We start from the raw sequence: 12,038 nt of genomic DNA on the forward strand, positions 1-12,038 counted from the left end.
CGCCAGTATGCCCGGCGCAGGTGTCCGGGCGGTTGAGTTTTCCTGCTGACGGAACGTCAGCGCGGGTCGGGGCCGTTGGCCGGGTCGGGGCCGACTGCCGGGGTGGAGCCGTTCGCCGGGGTGGAGCCGGCGAGCTCGCGCCGCGCGACCTCGCGGTCGACCTGGCGGCGGTGGCGCTCCCACAGCGGGCCCGGGCCGCTGCCGGCCAGGCGCAGTTCGCGGCGCAGGGCCGCGTCGTCGAGCTCGCGCAGGCGGCGGCCGCGCAGCGGGACCTCGCGGGCCAGGGCGTGGTCCGTCCAACGGGCCAGGGCGTGCAGGCAGTCGAAGGCGACCCGCTGGCCGCGGGCGGTGCGCGGCGGCAGCCGGAACGCCCAGAGCGGCGTGGAGCGCAGCCGCCCGCCGCGGTCGAACCGCAGGACGGTGCCGAAGCCGTGACCGGCCAGGTCCGCGAGGGCGATCCGGCGGCTCCACAGCAGCCCGCGCACCAGCACCCCGTCCGGCCCGCACAGTACCGCCTGCCGCACCGCCCGCACCCCCAGCCACCCGCCCGCGAGCACACCCAGCACGACCACCGGCCACAGCCCCGTCGACACCGTCACCGCCAGGGCCAGCACCGCCAACACCACGCCGGAGCCATAGCGCCGCCACGGCTCGTAGGCCAGCTGCAGCGTCTCGATCCCCGCCGTCTCGGCGACCTTCGCCAACGAACCGCCCCCGTTTCCCCGTTACCGGCTCCCGCGCAGAGCGGGTCCTTCATGATCCACCTGGGCGGCGGAGGGGGGAATGGGCCCAGGGGTAAAGGTCTGGTCATTCGGGGGTGGTGACGATCCGTCGGTCGGGGTGCGTGGCGAGCGTGGCGACGGCGGCGAGGAGCGTTTCCGTCGCGGTGGTCCCGGCTGTCGCCCAGGCGACGTAGCCGTCCGGGCGGATCAGCAGGGCGGTGGCGCCGAGGGGGGTCGTGGCGGTGGCTCGCACCAGGTTCACGTGCGGCGGCAGGTCGAGGCCCGGCGGGACGGCGTCCGCCAGGTCGAGCAGGACGGCGTGGCCCGACTTGAGCAGCGTCGAGAGGCGGGTGGGGGCGCCGTCCAGCGACAGGTCGGCGTCCGGGGCGCGGTGGCCGGTGAGCGGGTGGTCGCCCGGCAGCGGGTAGTGCAGGGCCAGGCCGGACATCAGGCCCGCGAGGTGCCGGTTGGCGTCGGGCAGGCGTAGCAGGTCCGTGACGATGTCGCGCAGCGCCGCGACGTCCGCGGGCGGGTTCGGGGCGGCCAGGACGCGTTGCGCCGAGGTGTGGTGCAGCACCTGCGCGCCCACCGGGTGCCGCTCCGCGTGGTAGCTGTCCAACAGGCCGTCAGGAGCCCGGTCCTGCACGGTCGCGGCCAGCTTCCAGCCCAGGTTGAACGCGTCCTGGAGGCCGAGGTTGATGCCCTGCCCGCCGATCGGCGGGTGCACGTGCGCGGCGTCCCCGGCGAACAGCACCCGGCCGACGCGGTAGTGCTCGACCTGTCGCGTCGCGTCGCCGAAGCGGGAGGAGTTGTCGACCGCGCCGAGCACGGTCTGCGGCCCGTACACCGCGTGCAGGGCGGCGGTGATCTCCTCGGGCGTCACCGGGCTGTCGCGCGCCGGCCCCGCCGAGCCGTCGGTGCGCCCGAAGGTGAGCCGGTAGCGGTCGTCGCCGAGCGGGACGAGCATCGCCCAGTAGCCGTCGGCGGCCCGCGTCAGGGTGCTGATGTGCCCGGCCCGGCGGGGCACCAGCGGTGACAGTGCGGCCAGCCGGACGTCCGCCAGCACGGCCTGCTGGGTGGCGGGACGTCCGGGGAACGGCACGTCGAGCAGCCGGCGCACGGTGCTGTGCGCGCCGTCGCAGGCGGCCAGGTAGCGGGCCCGGAGGCGCTGCCCGTCCGCGGTCGTGACGGTGACGCCGTGGTCGTCCTGCGCGGCGGCGGTGACGAGGCGGTCGCGCAGGACGCGGACCCCGGAGGCGGTCGCGCGCTCCTCCAGTACCTCCTCGATCTCCCACTGCGGCAGCCCGACGGGGTGCGGGTGCCGGGTGTCGAACGAGGTGCAGTCCAGCGGGACGGACAGCATCGCGAAGTGTCCGCCGAACGGCTCGCGGACCGCGGCGCGGGCCAGCAGCGGCGCCAGCAGCCCCCGCGACTCCAACAACTCGGCGGAGCGGGGCTGGATCCCGCCGCCCTTCACCTGCTCGATCCGCTTCGGCAGGCGCTCCAGCACCACCGTCCGCACGCCCGCCAGCGCGAGTTCGCAGGCCAGCAGCAGACCGGTCGGGCCGGCACCGACGATCACCACCTCGGTGTCGACGGCGTACGCGCCCGGGTCGGGGGACTCGGTCATCGGCAGTCAGCTCCTCGTCGAATTTCTCGCCCTGGAGCAAATGTATACCAGGTGCAGATATCTCCCGGGGAGAGCCACTTGCTACCGTGGCGGCCATGGACGGCACACCAGGCCTGCGGGAACGGAAGAAGCAGCGCACGCACGCCGCGATCTCCGACGCCGCGATCGCGCTCTTCCTCGAACACGGCTTCAACCAGGTCTCCGTGGCCCAGGTCGCGGAGGCCGCCGAAGTCTCCAAGCGCACCCTGTTCGCCTACTTCCCCAGCAAGGAAGACCTGGTCCTGCACCGCCTCGCCGACCACCAGACGGAAGCCGCCCGGGTCGTCCGCGACCGGGCGGACGGACTCGCCCCGCTGCCCGCGCTGCGCGCGCACTTCCTGCACGGCCTGGAGGCGCGCGACCCGATCAGCGGCCTCAACGACCACCCGCACGTGCTCCGGCTCACCCGGATGATCCTCGACGCCCCCTCGCTGGTGGCCCGGATGAACGGCTTCAAGGCCGACGCGGAAGCCGCCCTGGCCGCGGCCCTGCACGAGACCGCCGGGGCCGGCGAGCTGACCGCACGCCTGGCGGCCGTTCAGATCGTGGCGGTGCAGTGGGAGTTGGCCCAGGACAACGCCCGCCGGATGGCCCACGGCGAGAGCGCCGACGCCCGCCACCCGGGAGCCGTGGCCGACGCCGAGCACGCCTTCGACCTCCTCGCGTCCGGACTGGGGGAACTCGGCCGGGCCGCCGGATGACGCGTCCGCGCGGCTGCGTCGGCGGGCGCTCGCGGCTGACCCGCCGTCAGGGCGCGGCCCCGCGATGACCTGCGGGAAGCCCGGGCGGGGCGCTGCTTGTGACGTGCGGCCGAAGGTGTCTATGTTGGGCGGGAGCTCGACGGTTCAGGATGAGGGAGGCGTGCGGTGAGCGGGGTTCCTGGCGCACCCGGGACGTCCGAGGCGCCCGACGCGATCGGCGCGCTGCTGGGCGGCGGACCACGGCGAGCCGTCCCGCTGCCCGCACCCGCCGAGCGGGAGCGGCTGCGGGCCGAGTACGGGCTGAGCAAGGCCGAGACCGCCCAGGCGCTGGGCGTCAGCGCGAGCACCTTCACGGCGTGGGAACAGGGCCGCCGCGAACCGCAGGGCGAGGCCCGGGCCGCGTACGCGCGCCTGCTGGAGGGAATGGCCGGACAGCTCGCGGAGGACGAGGCCGTCGCGGGGGCGGGCGCGGGCGGGGCTGCGGCGGCTGCGCCGCGGGCGGGCGGGGAGCCTGATGCCGCGTCGGCCCAGGCCGGGCGGCCTGACGGTTCGTCGGCGGAGCCGGTCGGGGCGGCTGACGGCGTGCCGGCGGCCGCGCAGCCGGTGATGCTCGATCAGCGCCCCGACGGCTCGCTGGTGATGGCCGCCGCCGCGCCGTGCGTGCAGTGCGGGCAGCCGTCGGTGTACCGGGCGCAGGGGGTGCCGATGCACCTCGGCGGGTTCTGCCGGCCGGCGCCCGCGGGCGCGTCCGGCGCTGCCGCGCCGCACGGCGAGGCGGGCGTCGTCGCGGGCATCGCACAGTCCCCGGTCACTGCACAGCCCCCGGGTGCCCTGCAGTCCGCGGTCGCCGCACAGCGCAGCGTGCCGCGCAGCGCGCCGCGGTCCGCGGCTCGGAAGCCCGCCGCGCGGAAGGCGCCGGCGAAGAAGACCCCCGCCGTCGAGGACTGGCAGGAGGCCGCTGCCGCGCGGTTCCCCGCCGGGCCGCTGGCCGTGGTGGAGGTGGCGCAGAGCGGTCGCGGACTGGTCGCGTACGACGCCGACGGCGGCCTGCTCGCCGAGGCCGGGGCGGTCGGGCGGACGCTGCTCGACGTGCTGGAGTGGGCACTGGAGGCGGGGCTCGGGTCGGCGCGGCTGCACCGGTTCGGGAAGGACGGCGACCCGCTGGTGGTGCTCACCGAGGCGGCGGCGGAGGAACTCGGGCTGCCGCCGGCCGGGCGGGACGAGAAGAAGGAGTACGTGGCGCGGCTCGGCAGCCTGCCCGAGTCGCACCGGCAGGTGAAGGCGCTGACGAAGGCCGGCTGGCAGCTGACCCGGCGCGGACTCGGGCCGTGGGCACGGGTGTTCCGCGAGCCGGAGGGCGGGCGGCGGCAGTGCGTGCAGGTGTGCGTGCTGCCCTGGGGCGCGCTCGGCGGCGGCGGGTGGAAGGTCCCGGAGGACCTCGCCGCGCCCGAACTCGCCCGGCTGCTCGGCACGTACGCGCAGCGCGTGATCACCCCGCGCGGCTCCACCGCGGTCTCCGGACTGGAACTGGTCACCGCGCTGCGCCCGCCCACCAGGCCGGTGCGCACCGACGGCGGTTGGACGTCCGGCGTGGTCGAGGGCTCGCGGGCGCGGGTGTTCGACGCGGCGCCGCCCGAAGTCCCGGACGAGCACCCGCTGGCCGAGGGACGCGCGCCGGACGAGGTGCTGGTCACCGAGGCCTGGGACTGGCACCGGCCGCTCACCGAAGCGGAGCTCGCCGCCCCGTACGCGGTCGGACTCGACGTCAACATGGCCTTCCTGGCGGCCGCCGGCCGGCTCACCCTGCCGCTGTCCGAGCCCGTCCACGAGCTCAACCCGGTGTTCGACAAGCGGATCCCCGGCAGCTGGCGGGCCGACCTCAGCGGGCTCGCCCTCGACCCGCTGCTGCCGAGCCCGTTCACCGCCGACGGCAGCGCCCCCACCGGACCCGCCTGGTACACCACCGCCAAACTCGCCTACGCCGCCGAACTCGGCCACCCCGTCCGCCCCACCGAGGGCTGGCTGCGCCACGAGGCCGGGCCCTACCTCGACCCGTGGCACAAGCGGCTGCGGCAGGCGTACGTCGACACCATGGACGCGCTCGGCGTGCCGCTCGACCTCGCCGACCGCGACCCGCGGGCCTTCCTGGACGCGATGGCCCGGCTCGACCAGGGCGACCCCGCCGAACTCGCCGTGCTCGGCGCGATCAAGCAGACCGCCAAGGGCACCATCGGCAAGTTCCGGGAACGGCCCCGCGGCACCGGCTACCGTCCCGGCCAGCGCTGGGCCGCCCTCGAACGCCCCACCTGGGACCCGCTGATGCGCGCCCTGGTGATCGACACCGCCACCGTCAACCTGCACCGCAAACTCGCCAAGCTGCGCGCCGAACTCGGCAGCCCGCCGCTCGCCGTGCTCTCCGACTGCGCGGTCTTCGCCGCCGACGGACCGTCAGCCCTGCACGTGTTGGGGCGCAGTGACGGTACGTTGACGGGCACCCTGCGGCTCGGCGTCTCGCCCGGGCACGTGAAGTTCGAGGGCAGCCGGCCGATGGGCGAGATCCGCGACCTGCTCGCCGACGGGGCCAACCCGGCGCGGCACATCAAGACCGGCGGCTTGGTCTCCGCCGACGAGTGACCGGCCGCTCCCGTCCAACCACCCCGTACCGCAGAGGAAGTGACACCCCGTGGGGGAGATCGACGAGGGCCTGGAACGGGTCGGCCGCACCCGGCCGATCCCGCAGTCCGTCCCGGCCCGGATGCGGTACCTGCTGAAGCGCGCCAAGGGCTCCACCCGGCTGCTGGCCGGTGAACTCGGCGTCTCCCAGCGCACCGTGCAGCGCTGGCTCAAGGGCGTCAGCACGCCCAAGCCCGACGCCGCCCAGCGGATCGAACAGCGCGTCCGCGCCACCTGGCAGCCCGGTGTCCAGCGCCGGGTGCGCCGCCAGGCCGAGCAGCAGGGCTTCATGCTGCACGTCCAGGCCCGCTTCGGCTACACCTCCGCCGCCGGCTCCACCGACGACCCGCGCGAACGCCTGATCACCCAGCACCTCCCCGGCGACGTCGCCCGCGACCTCTACGCCGCCCGCGACGCCGGCGCCACCGAGGACGCCCAACGCCGCATCCTCGCGACCGCCCTCCAGGACCACTACTTCAAGGCCCGCGGCCGCCGTGCCGAGGGCCTCACCACCGAGATCAACGACCTCGCCTGGCTCGACCTCGAGGTCTGACCGCGCCGACGACGCGAGAGCACGGCACATTGACCCACGCGTGACGTGATCGGAGCACCGTGGGTCGGCGTTCAGCGATCGGCCGGGCGGGTGGTTGCGCCGGAGGTCAGCCGCCAGAGGCCGGCCACCTCGTAGTAGACGCCGTTCACCAGTTGCAGCAGCACCAGCGTGACCGGCCAGAGCAGTGCGCCGAGGCCGGGCACCACGTCGACCGGTAGGGAGTAGGCCATCACGATGCGCGCGGCGGCGTCGATCAGCATCGCCACACCCCAGATCGCGGTCGAGACCCGCCAGATCCGCCGGAACGCCGGCTCGCGGTCCCACAACACGTCCCAGGAGGTGCCGTCGGAGCGGAACCGTCCCTCCAGCAGGGGGCGGCCGCCGTGGAAGAGCAGCGGGCGCCTGGCCCTGATCGAGAGCAGGAACCAGAGCCCGGCCACGCCGGTCAGCCAACCGTCCTTGGCCAGCAGGAACCGGGGGCTGCCGCTGACCAGTGCGGCCGCGACGCCGAGCAGCATGGTCCCGGCGACGAAGCCCGCCATGCCCTCCAGGCTGCGGGTGCGCAACCACTGCACCGCCGTGGCGAGCGCCGGCACGACAGCGCCGGCGAGCAGCGCGACGAAGACGCTGACCCCGGCGGCCCGCAGGCCGTAGTAGAGCGCGATCGGGACCACGACGTCCCGGACGACGCCGAGCAGCAGTCGCCCACCGCTCGGTCGCGGCGGTGACCCGGGGGTCCGCACCGTCGCACCTCCGTGTTCACCTGCACCTGCTTCCGGCACGGGTACGTTCTTCCGCGCCGGGTGGGAGCCAAACCCGCACGGCTGTCGGGAGCGGACCCTACGCTGCGGGCCATGGAATCGTTGATCGCTGCCATTCGGGAGCACGAGGAGGCCGCGCGGTTTCTCGCCTGGCCGGGGGACTTCGACCTGGGGCGGGGGGAGCACGTCGAGGAGGTGCACCTGGCTTCGGGCGCCGCGCTCGAGGGGTTCGCCGGTGACGGGGCCGGTGGGACGTACTTCTTCTGCGGGGAGGGCGGCGAGGAACGTCCCGTGCTCTACGCGGACTCCGAGGGCGGGGCGGCCCTGATCGCCGTCGGGCTGCCCGAGTTGGTGCGGCTGCTGCTGGTCGTGCCGTGGTGGCGGGACTGCCAGGGGTTCACGGCCGAGGAGAGCCGCGAGCTGGAGGCCGAGTACCTCGAGGACATGCCCGACCTCGCGGCCCAGCGGGACCGCGCCGCCGCAGCCCTCCAGCTCCACCTCCCGGACCACCAGGACGTGCTGGCCCGCCTGCGGGAGGTGGCCACCCGGCTCGGGGAGGAGTTCGTGCTGGTCTTCACCCCGGAGGGCACCCCGTACGAGCCGCTCTTCACGGTCTGAGCCGGGCCGAGGACCTCTCGGGCGTCAGCTCGGCAGGACGACGGGTCCGGCGAGGACGGCCACGATGTCCGGCCAGCACCAGCACGCCCACGGCGCTGCCGCCGACCGGCTCCACCAGCACACCCTCGCCGGGCGCGCCGATCACGCGCTCGATGATCTCCACCGGACCCCCTCGTCCTGGACTCCCGTTCCACGATCCTCTCAAGTCCGTCAGGGTGACGGGGCATCAGCACTCCTCCCGCGGTGGGTGCGTAGGATGCCTGCCATGGCGCTGCGACCCGTTCATGTGATCATCAAGGCCGTCGACCCGGTGGCGGTCGGCGGGTTCTGGGCGGAGGCGCTCGGCTGGACCGCGTACAGCCCCGGGGTGACCACGTACGTGGGGCCCGTCGGTGGTCCCGAGTGGCCGCACCCGGTCATGGTCGGGATCGACGTGGTGCCCGTCCCGGAGGCCAAGACCCGGACGAAGAACCGGGTGCACCTCGACCTCGCCACCACCTCGGCCGCCCACCAGGCGGAGCTGGTCGCGCGGCTGCGCGGACTCGGGGCGGTGCCCGTGGACGTCGGGCAGGGCGAGGTGCCGTGGACGGTGCTCGCCGATCCGGAGGGCAACGAGTTCTGCGTGCTGGAGCCGCGGGAGGTGTACCGGGACACCGGGCCGATCGCCGCGGTGGTCATCGACTGCGCGGACCCGCGGGTGATGGCCCGGTTCTGGGGCGAGGCGATCGACTGGACCGTGCACGAGGTGGCCGACGACCACGCCACCCTGCGGTCCGCGAAGGGCGGCGGCCCGTACCTCGAGTTCCTCCGCACGCCGGACGAGCGGACCGTGCCGGACCGCGTCCACGTCGACCTGCTGCCCTACCCCGGTGACGACCAGGCGGCGGAGGTGGCCAGGCTGCGCGCGCTCGGCGCCACCGACCTCGACGTCGGCCAGGGCGTCGTCCCGTGGACCTGCCTGCTCGACCCGGAGGGCCACGAGTTCTGCGTCCTCGGCCTGCACTGACGCGGCGTCGGCGGCCGCTCCCGAAAGGCGTTGTGGCGCGGGCGGGCCAGGACGTACGGTGACGGGTGTGAACACCGGAACGGCGACGAGCCACGCACGGACGGGTGACCCGGTGGGCGGCTGAGCCCGGCGCGCGCGGCGCGCGGACCTCCGACTGCTCGGGCAGTACGAGAGTCCGTCAGTACGCCGAGCCGAAGAAGGGGTCCATGCCCGCCACGTTCAACCACACCATCATCGCCTCCACCGACCGCGAGGTCTCCGCGCGGTTCTTCCGCGACCTGCTGGAGGCCGAACAGGCCCCCTCCTGGGGGCCGTTCACCAACCTCACGCTCGCCGACGGGGTGCTGCTGCAGTTCGCCGAGCCGCCGGTGGAGATCCAGATGCAGCACTACGCCTTCCTGGTCGACGACGAGCTGTTCGACCGCGCCTACGGCCTGATCCGCGACCGCGGGATCGAGCACTGGGCCGATCCGCACATGCGCCGCCCGGGCGAGACCAACACCGAGCACGGCGGCCGCGGCGTGTACTTCAAGGACCCGTCCGGCCACGCGATCGAGCTGCTCACCCGGCCCTACCTGTAGGCGGTGGCGGCGGGTGCGAGGATGGCCTGATGGACCATCAGCAACTGGCTGCCGCCCTGGCGGAGACACAGGCCGTCCTCGCCCCGCACACCGCCGCCGACTGGGGCGTCCCGGCGGGTCCGCTGGAGTGGACCTGCCGGGAGACCCTGGTGCACATCGGCCACGACCTGCTGGGGTACGCCGGGCAGGTCGCGGGCCGTCCCACCGAGGGCTACCTGCCGTTCGACCTGACCGTCCGGGCGAGCGCCACCCCGGACGAGGTGCTGCGGGTCGCGATGGCCTGCGGACGGATGCTGGGCGCCGTGCTGGCCGGCGCCGACCCCGGGCTGCGGGCCTGGCACTGGGGGCCGTGCGACCCCGGCGGGTTCGCCGCCATGGGCGTCGCCGAAGTCCTGCTGCACACCCACGACATCACCCTCGGCCTCGGCGTCGACTGGACGCCGCCCGCCGCGCTGTGCGCCGCGGTCCTGGCCCGGCTGTTCCCCGACGCCCCGGCGGGCGAGCCGCTGCCCGTCCTGCTCTGGTGCACCGGGCGCGGCGAGCTGCGCGGACGGCCGCGGCGGGAGTCGTGGATCTGGCGGGCCGCGCTGGACGAGTGAGTCCGGGTCCGGCGGAGGTGACGGCCCGTCAGGACGGGGTGGGGACCATGCGGTGCAGGCCCTTGCGGTCGTAGTACCGAGCCATCGCGAAGCCGAACAGCAGCGCCCCCGCGAGGCCGACGGCGATCATCACCCAGGCGCGGGTCAGACCGGCGTCGGCGCGGGCGTCGAAGTACAGGATCGCGCGGACGCCGCCGACCAGTTGGCGCATCGGTTCGAAGGTGCCGAGGAAGCGGTAGAAGGACGGGGTGGCCTCCAGCGGGATGGTCGCGCCGGAGGACGGCAGGGCCAGTGCGATGAAGACGAACATCGAGACCAGCTGGCCGATGCTGCCGAACGCGGCGTTGATCGCCTGCACGCCGAGGCCGACCGCGAGGCAGGCGCAGCACGAGAAGAGCCACAGCAGCGGCAGGTGCGGGGCGTCCATGCCGAGGACGCCGACCGTGGCCAGCATGATCATCGTGGTGGTGACCACCGAGAGCCCCGCGGTCATGCCCATCTTCACCACCAGGGTCTGGGTGCGGTCGATCGGCACGGTCGGACGGCGGGTGTGCCAGGGGCCGATCTCACTGTCCGCGTAGCCGAGCGAGGTGTCCACGCCGTTGTGCACCAGGTTGGCGCTGAGGAACCCGGCCAGCACCAGCAGCAGCGTGTAGTAGAAGGCGGACAGCCCGAGCCCGGTGTGCCGGCCGATCGGATGGCCGGGCCGGACCCGCACGTCCACCGGGTCGGCGAGCAGCACCCGGGTGGTCGAGGTCGCGTCGGTGGCGGCCGCCGCCAGCTGCTTGCCGATCGCCGCGGACGAGGCGTGCGCCGCCTGCTGGGTGATCTGGCTCGCCAGCGAGGAGCCGAGCGAGCCCACGCCCGGGTTGGTGAGCACCTCCAGCACCGGGCGGGCGGTGGCCTGACCGGTCGTCAGGGCGGCGACGGAGCGGGTGAAGTCGGGCGGGACGACCAGCGCGCCGTAGACCTTGCCGGAGGCGAGCTGGTCCTGGGCCTGGGCCGCGGTGAGCTGCCGCCACTGGACCTGGCCCGGCGGGGTGCCGGCCACCACCGTGGTGGCCAGCTGGGCGCCGATCGGGGCGGACTGGCCGGGCAGCGGCGGGCCCGCGTCGGAGTCGACCAGGGCGATCGGCATCCGGTGCAGGTCGTCCGAGGGCGTCAGGATGCCGCCCATGTAGAGGAGCGAGAGGAACAGTGCGACCAGTGCGGACAGCACACCCGGCACCAGCCACAGCTGCCAGCGGCCCAGCACCCGTCCGGCGCGCGCCGCGGGGGCCTGCTGATGCGGAGGGTTCCCGGTCGCCATGGCGCTCCAGCCGCTCGTCACCGTCGGCCCCCACCGCCGCTGGGCCGGGGCCGGGGCCCCGGGCGGGGCGCATCCACGACCATAGGCGCGCCCGGGGGCCGCACCGGCGCGACACCGGCGGCGCTCACCCGAACGCCGCAGCCGCAGGCGGTGCGCGGGCTGGGCCGCGATGCCGCGCAGGTGGCACGGCGGGCCACGGCCCGTTCGCTAGAGTCGGCGCATGGACGAGCAGGTGAGGGCGCCGTTCGGGAACTTCCCCGACGTGCGCCGGGCGGTGGACGCCGTGGCGGAGCTGGCCGCGCCGGTGGCCGAGGCGCTGAAGAACTGGGACGCGGAGACCGCGCGGTCGGTGCTCTACGTGGACACCGACCCGGAACTGGCCGACACCGCGGTGTTCTGCGCCGCGTACGGGGTGCCGGCCGAGGCGTCGGCGAACTGCGTGGTGGTCGCGGCCAAGCGCGGCGGGGAGACCACGTTGGCCGCCGGCCTGGTGCTGGCCACCACCCGCCTGGACGTCAACAAGGCGGTGCGCGGCCACCTCGGCGCGCGGAAGGCGTCGTTCGCGCCGATCGACACCGCGGTCGGCGAGAGCGGCATGGAGTACGGCGGGATCACCCCGGTCGGCCTGCCCGCGCACTGGCCGCTGCTGGTCGACGCGTCGGTGGCCGCCGCCGGGTGGGTGCTGGTCGGCAGCGGACGGCGCCGCGGGAAGCTGATCCTGCCCGGCAGCGCCGTCGCCGCGCTCCCCGGGGCGCAGGTGCTGGACGGGCTGGCGGGCTGACCCGGAGGTGGGACGGTGTCGCCCGGGAACACCGGGGGGCTTGCGGAGGTTGGAGCAGATGGTCC

At 74.9% G+C, this 12,038-nt stretch carries 13 protein-coding genes; 8 read left to right on the forward strand and 5 right to left on the reverse strand.

What is annotated here, in order from left to right:
• Window positions 1-56: 56 nt before the first annotated feature.
• Window positions 57-704: a hypothetical protein gene (locus tag ACWD4U_RS09780; protein WP_363450627.1), complete on the reverse strand. Its 648-nt coding sequence runs from the start codon at window positions 702-704 to the stop codon at window positions 57-59.
• Window positions 705-807: 103 nt separating this feature from the next.
• A complete protein-coding gene (locus ACWD4U_RS09785) occupies window positions 808-2,352 on the reverse strand; it encodes an FAD-dependent monooxygenase (protein ID WP_363450625.1) in 1,545 nt (514 codons plus the stop codon).
• A gap of 95 nt (window positions 2,353-2,447) precedes the next feature.
• Here ACWD4U_RS09785 and ACWD4U_RS09790 point away from each other — a divergent pair, with 95 nt between their 5' ends.
• From ACWD4U_RS09790 to tpg, 3 genes are all read left to right on the forward strand, one after another.
• Complete coding sequence (locus ACWD4U_RS09790) at window positions 2,448-3,092, forward strand: TetR/AcrR family transcriptional regulator (RefSeq protein ID WP_363450622.1); 645 nt, start codon at window positions 2,448-2,450, stop codon at window positions 3,090-3,092.
• A 165-nt stretch (window positions 3,093-3,257) separates the two neighbouring features.
• Window positions 3,258-5,726, forward strand: coding sequence for a telomere-associated protein Tap (tap, locus tag ACWD4U_RS09795; RefSeq protein ID WP_363450619.1), 2,469 nt, complete (start codon window positions 3,258-3,260; stop codon window positions 5,724-5,726).
• Window positions 5,727-5,775: 49 nt separating this feature from the next.
• Complete coding sequence (gene tpg / locus ACWD4U_RS09800) at window positions 5,776-6,318, forward strand: telomere-protecting terminal protein Tpg (RefSeq protein WP_363450617.1); 543 nt, start codon at window positions 5,776-5,778, stop codon at window positions 6,316-6,318.
• A gap of 71 nt (window positions 6,319-6,389) precedes the next feature.
• On the opposite strand, the gene ACWD4U_RS09805 is transcribed toward tpg, so the two are convergent.
• Window positions 6,390-7,061 (reverse strand): VC0807 family protein, encoded by a 672-nt coding sequence (locus tag ACWD4U_RS09805; protein WP_363450615.1) that lies wholly within the window; start codon window positions 7,059-7,061, stop codon window positions 6,390-6,392.
• A gap of 111 nt (window positions 7,062-7,172) precedes the next feature.
• On the opposite strand from ACWD4U_RS09805, the gene ACWD4U_RS09810 reads away from it, so the two are divergent.
• Window positions 7,173-7,697: a hypothetical protein gene (locus ACWD4U_RS09810; RefSeq protein WP_363450613.1), complete on the forward strand. Its 525-nt coding sequence runs from the start codon at window positions 7,173-7,175 to the stop codon at window positions 7,695-7,697.
• Here ACWD4U_RS09810 and ACWD4U_RS09815 read toward each other — a convergent pair.
• Window positions 7,687-7,860, reverse strand: coding sequence for a hypothetical protein (locus ACWD4U_RS09815; protein ID WP_363450611.1), 174 nt, complete (start codon window positions 7,858-7,860; stop codon window positions 7,687-7,689). The two genes, ACWD4U_RS09810 and ACWD4U_RS09815, sit on opposite strands and share 11 nt — an antisense overlap.
• 102 nt (window positions 7,861-7,962) lie before the next feature.
• Here ACWD4U_RS09815 and ACWD4U_RS09820 point away from each other — a divergent pair, with 102 nt between their 5' ends.
• From ACWD4U_RS09820 to ACWD4U_RS09830, 3 genes are all read left to right on the forward strand, one after another.
• Window positions 7,963-8,703 carry a VOC family protein gene (locus ACWD4U_RS09820; protein ID WP_363450609.1) on the forward strand — a complete coding sequence of 247 codons (741 nt, stop codon included), beginning with the start codon at window positions 7,963-7,965 and terminating at the stop codon, window positions 8,701-8,703.
• Between the two features lie 206 nt (window positions 8,704-8,909).
• Window positions 8,910-9,284, forward strand: coding sequence for a VOC family protein (locus tag ACWD4U_RS09825; RefSeq protein ID WP_363450607.1), 375 nt, complete (start codon window positions 8,910-8,912; stop codon window positions 9,282-9,284).
• 29 nt (window positions 9,285-9,313) lie between these two features.
• Window positions 9,314-9,883, forward strand: coding sequence for a DinB family protein (locus ACWD4U_RS09830; RefSeq protein ID WP_363450605.1), 570 nt, complete (start codon window positions 9,314-9,316; stop codon window positions 9,881-9,883).
• Between the two features lie 28 nt (window positions 9,884-9,911).
• Here the strand turns inward: ACWD4U_RS09830 and ACWD4U_RS09835 are convergent, their stop codons facing one another.
• Window positions 9,912-11,192, reverse strand: a complete 1,281-nt coding sequence (locus ACWD4U_RS09835; RefSeq protein WP_363450603.1) for a YhgE/Pip domain-containing protein — start codon at window positions 11,190-11,192, stop codon at window positions 9,912-9,914.
• Window positions 11,193-11,412: 220 nt separating this feature from the next.
• Here ACWD4U_RS09835 and ACWD4U_RS09840 point away from each other — a divergent pair, with 220 nt between their 5' ends.
• Complete coding sequence (locus ACWD4U_RS09840) at window positions 11,413-11,973, forward strand: YbaK/EbsC family protein (protein WP_363450601.1); 561 nt, start codon at window positions 11,413-11,415, stop codon at window positions 11,971-11,973.
• Window positions 11,974-12,038: the final 65 nt, after the last annotated feature.

Source organism: Kitasatospora sp. NPDC002522 (genome assembly GCF_053595195.1).

Coding starts and splice junctions, on each gene's coding strand:
- ACWD4U_RS09785 (WP_363450625.1), bottom strand. CDS start 2,352: ATGACCGAGTCCCCCGACCCGGGCGCGTACGCCGTCGACACCGAGGTG.
- ACWD4U_RS09790 (WP_363450622.1), top strand. CDS start 2,448: ATGGACGGCACACCAGGCCTGCGGGAACGGAAGAAGCAGCGCACGCAC.
- ACWD4U_RS09810 (WP_363450613.1), top strand. CDS start 7,173: ATGGAATCGTTGATCGCTGCCATTCGGGAGCACGAGGAGGCCGCGCGG.
- ACWD4U_RS09820 (WP_363450609.1), top strand. CDS start 7,963: ATGGCGCTGCGACCCGTTCATGTGATCATCAAGGCCGTCGACCCGGTG.
- ACWD4U_RS09825 (WP_363450607.1), top strand. CDS start 8,910: ATGCCCGCCACGTTCAACCACACCATCATCGCCTCCACCGACCGCGAG.
- ACWD4U_RS09830 (WP_363450605.1), top strand. CDS start 9,314: ATGGACCATCAGCAACTGGCTGCCGCCCTGGCGGAGACACAGGCCGTC.
- ACWD4U_RS09835 (WP_363450603.1), bottom strand. CDS start 11,192: ATGGCGACCGGGAACCCTCCGCATCAGCAGGCCCCCGCGGCGCGCGCC.
- ACWD4U_RS09840 (WP_363450601.1), top strand. CDS start 11,413: ATGGACGAGCAGGTGAGGGCGCCGTTCGGGAACTTCCCCGACGTGCGC.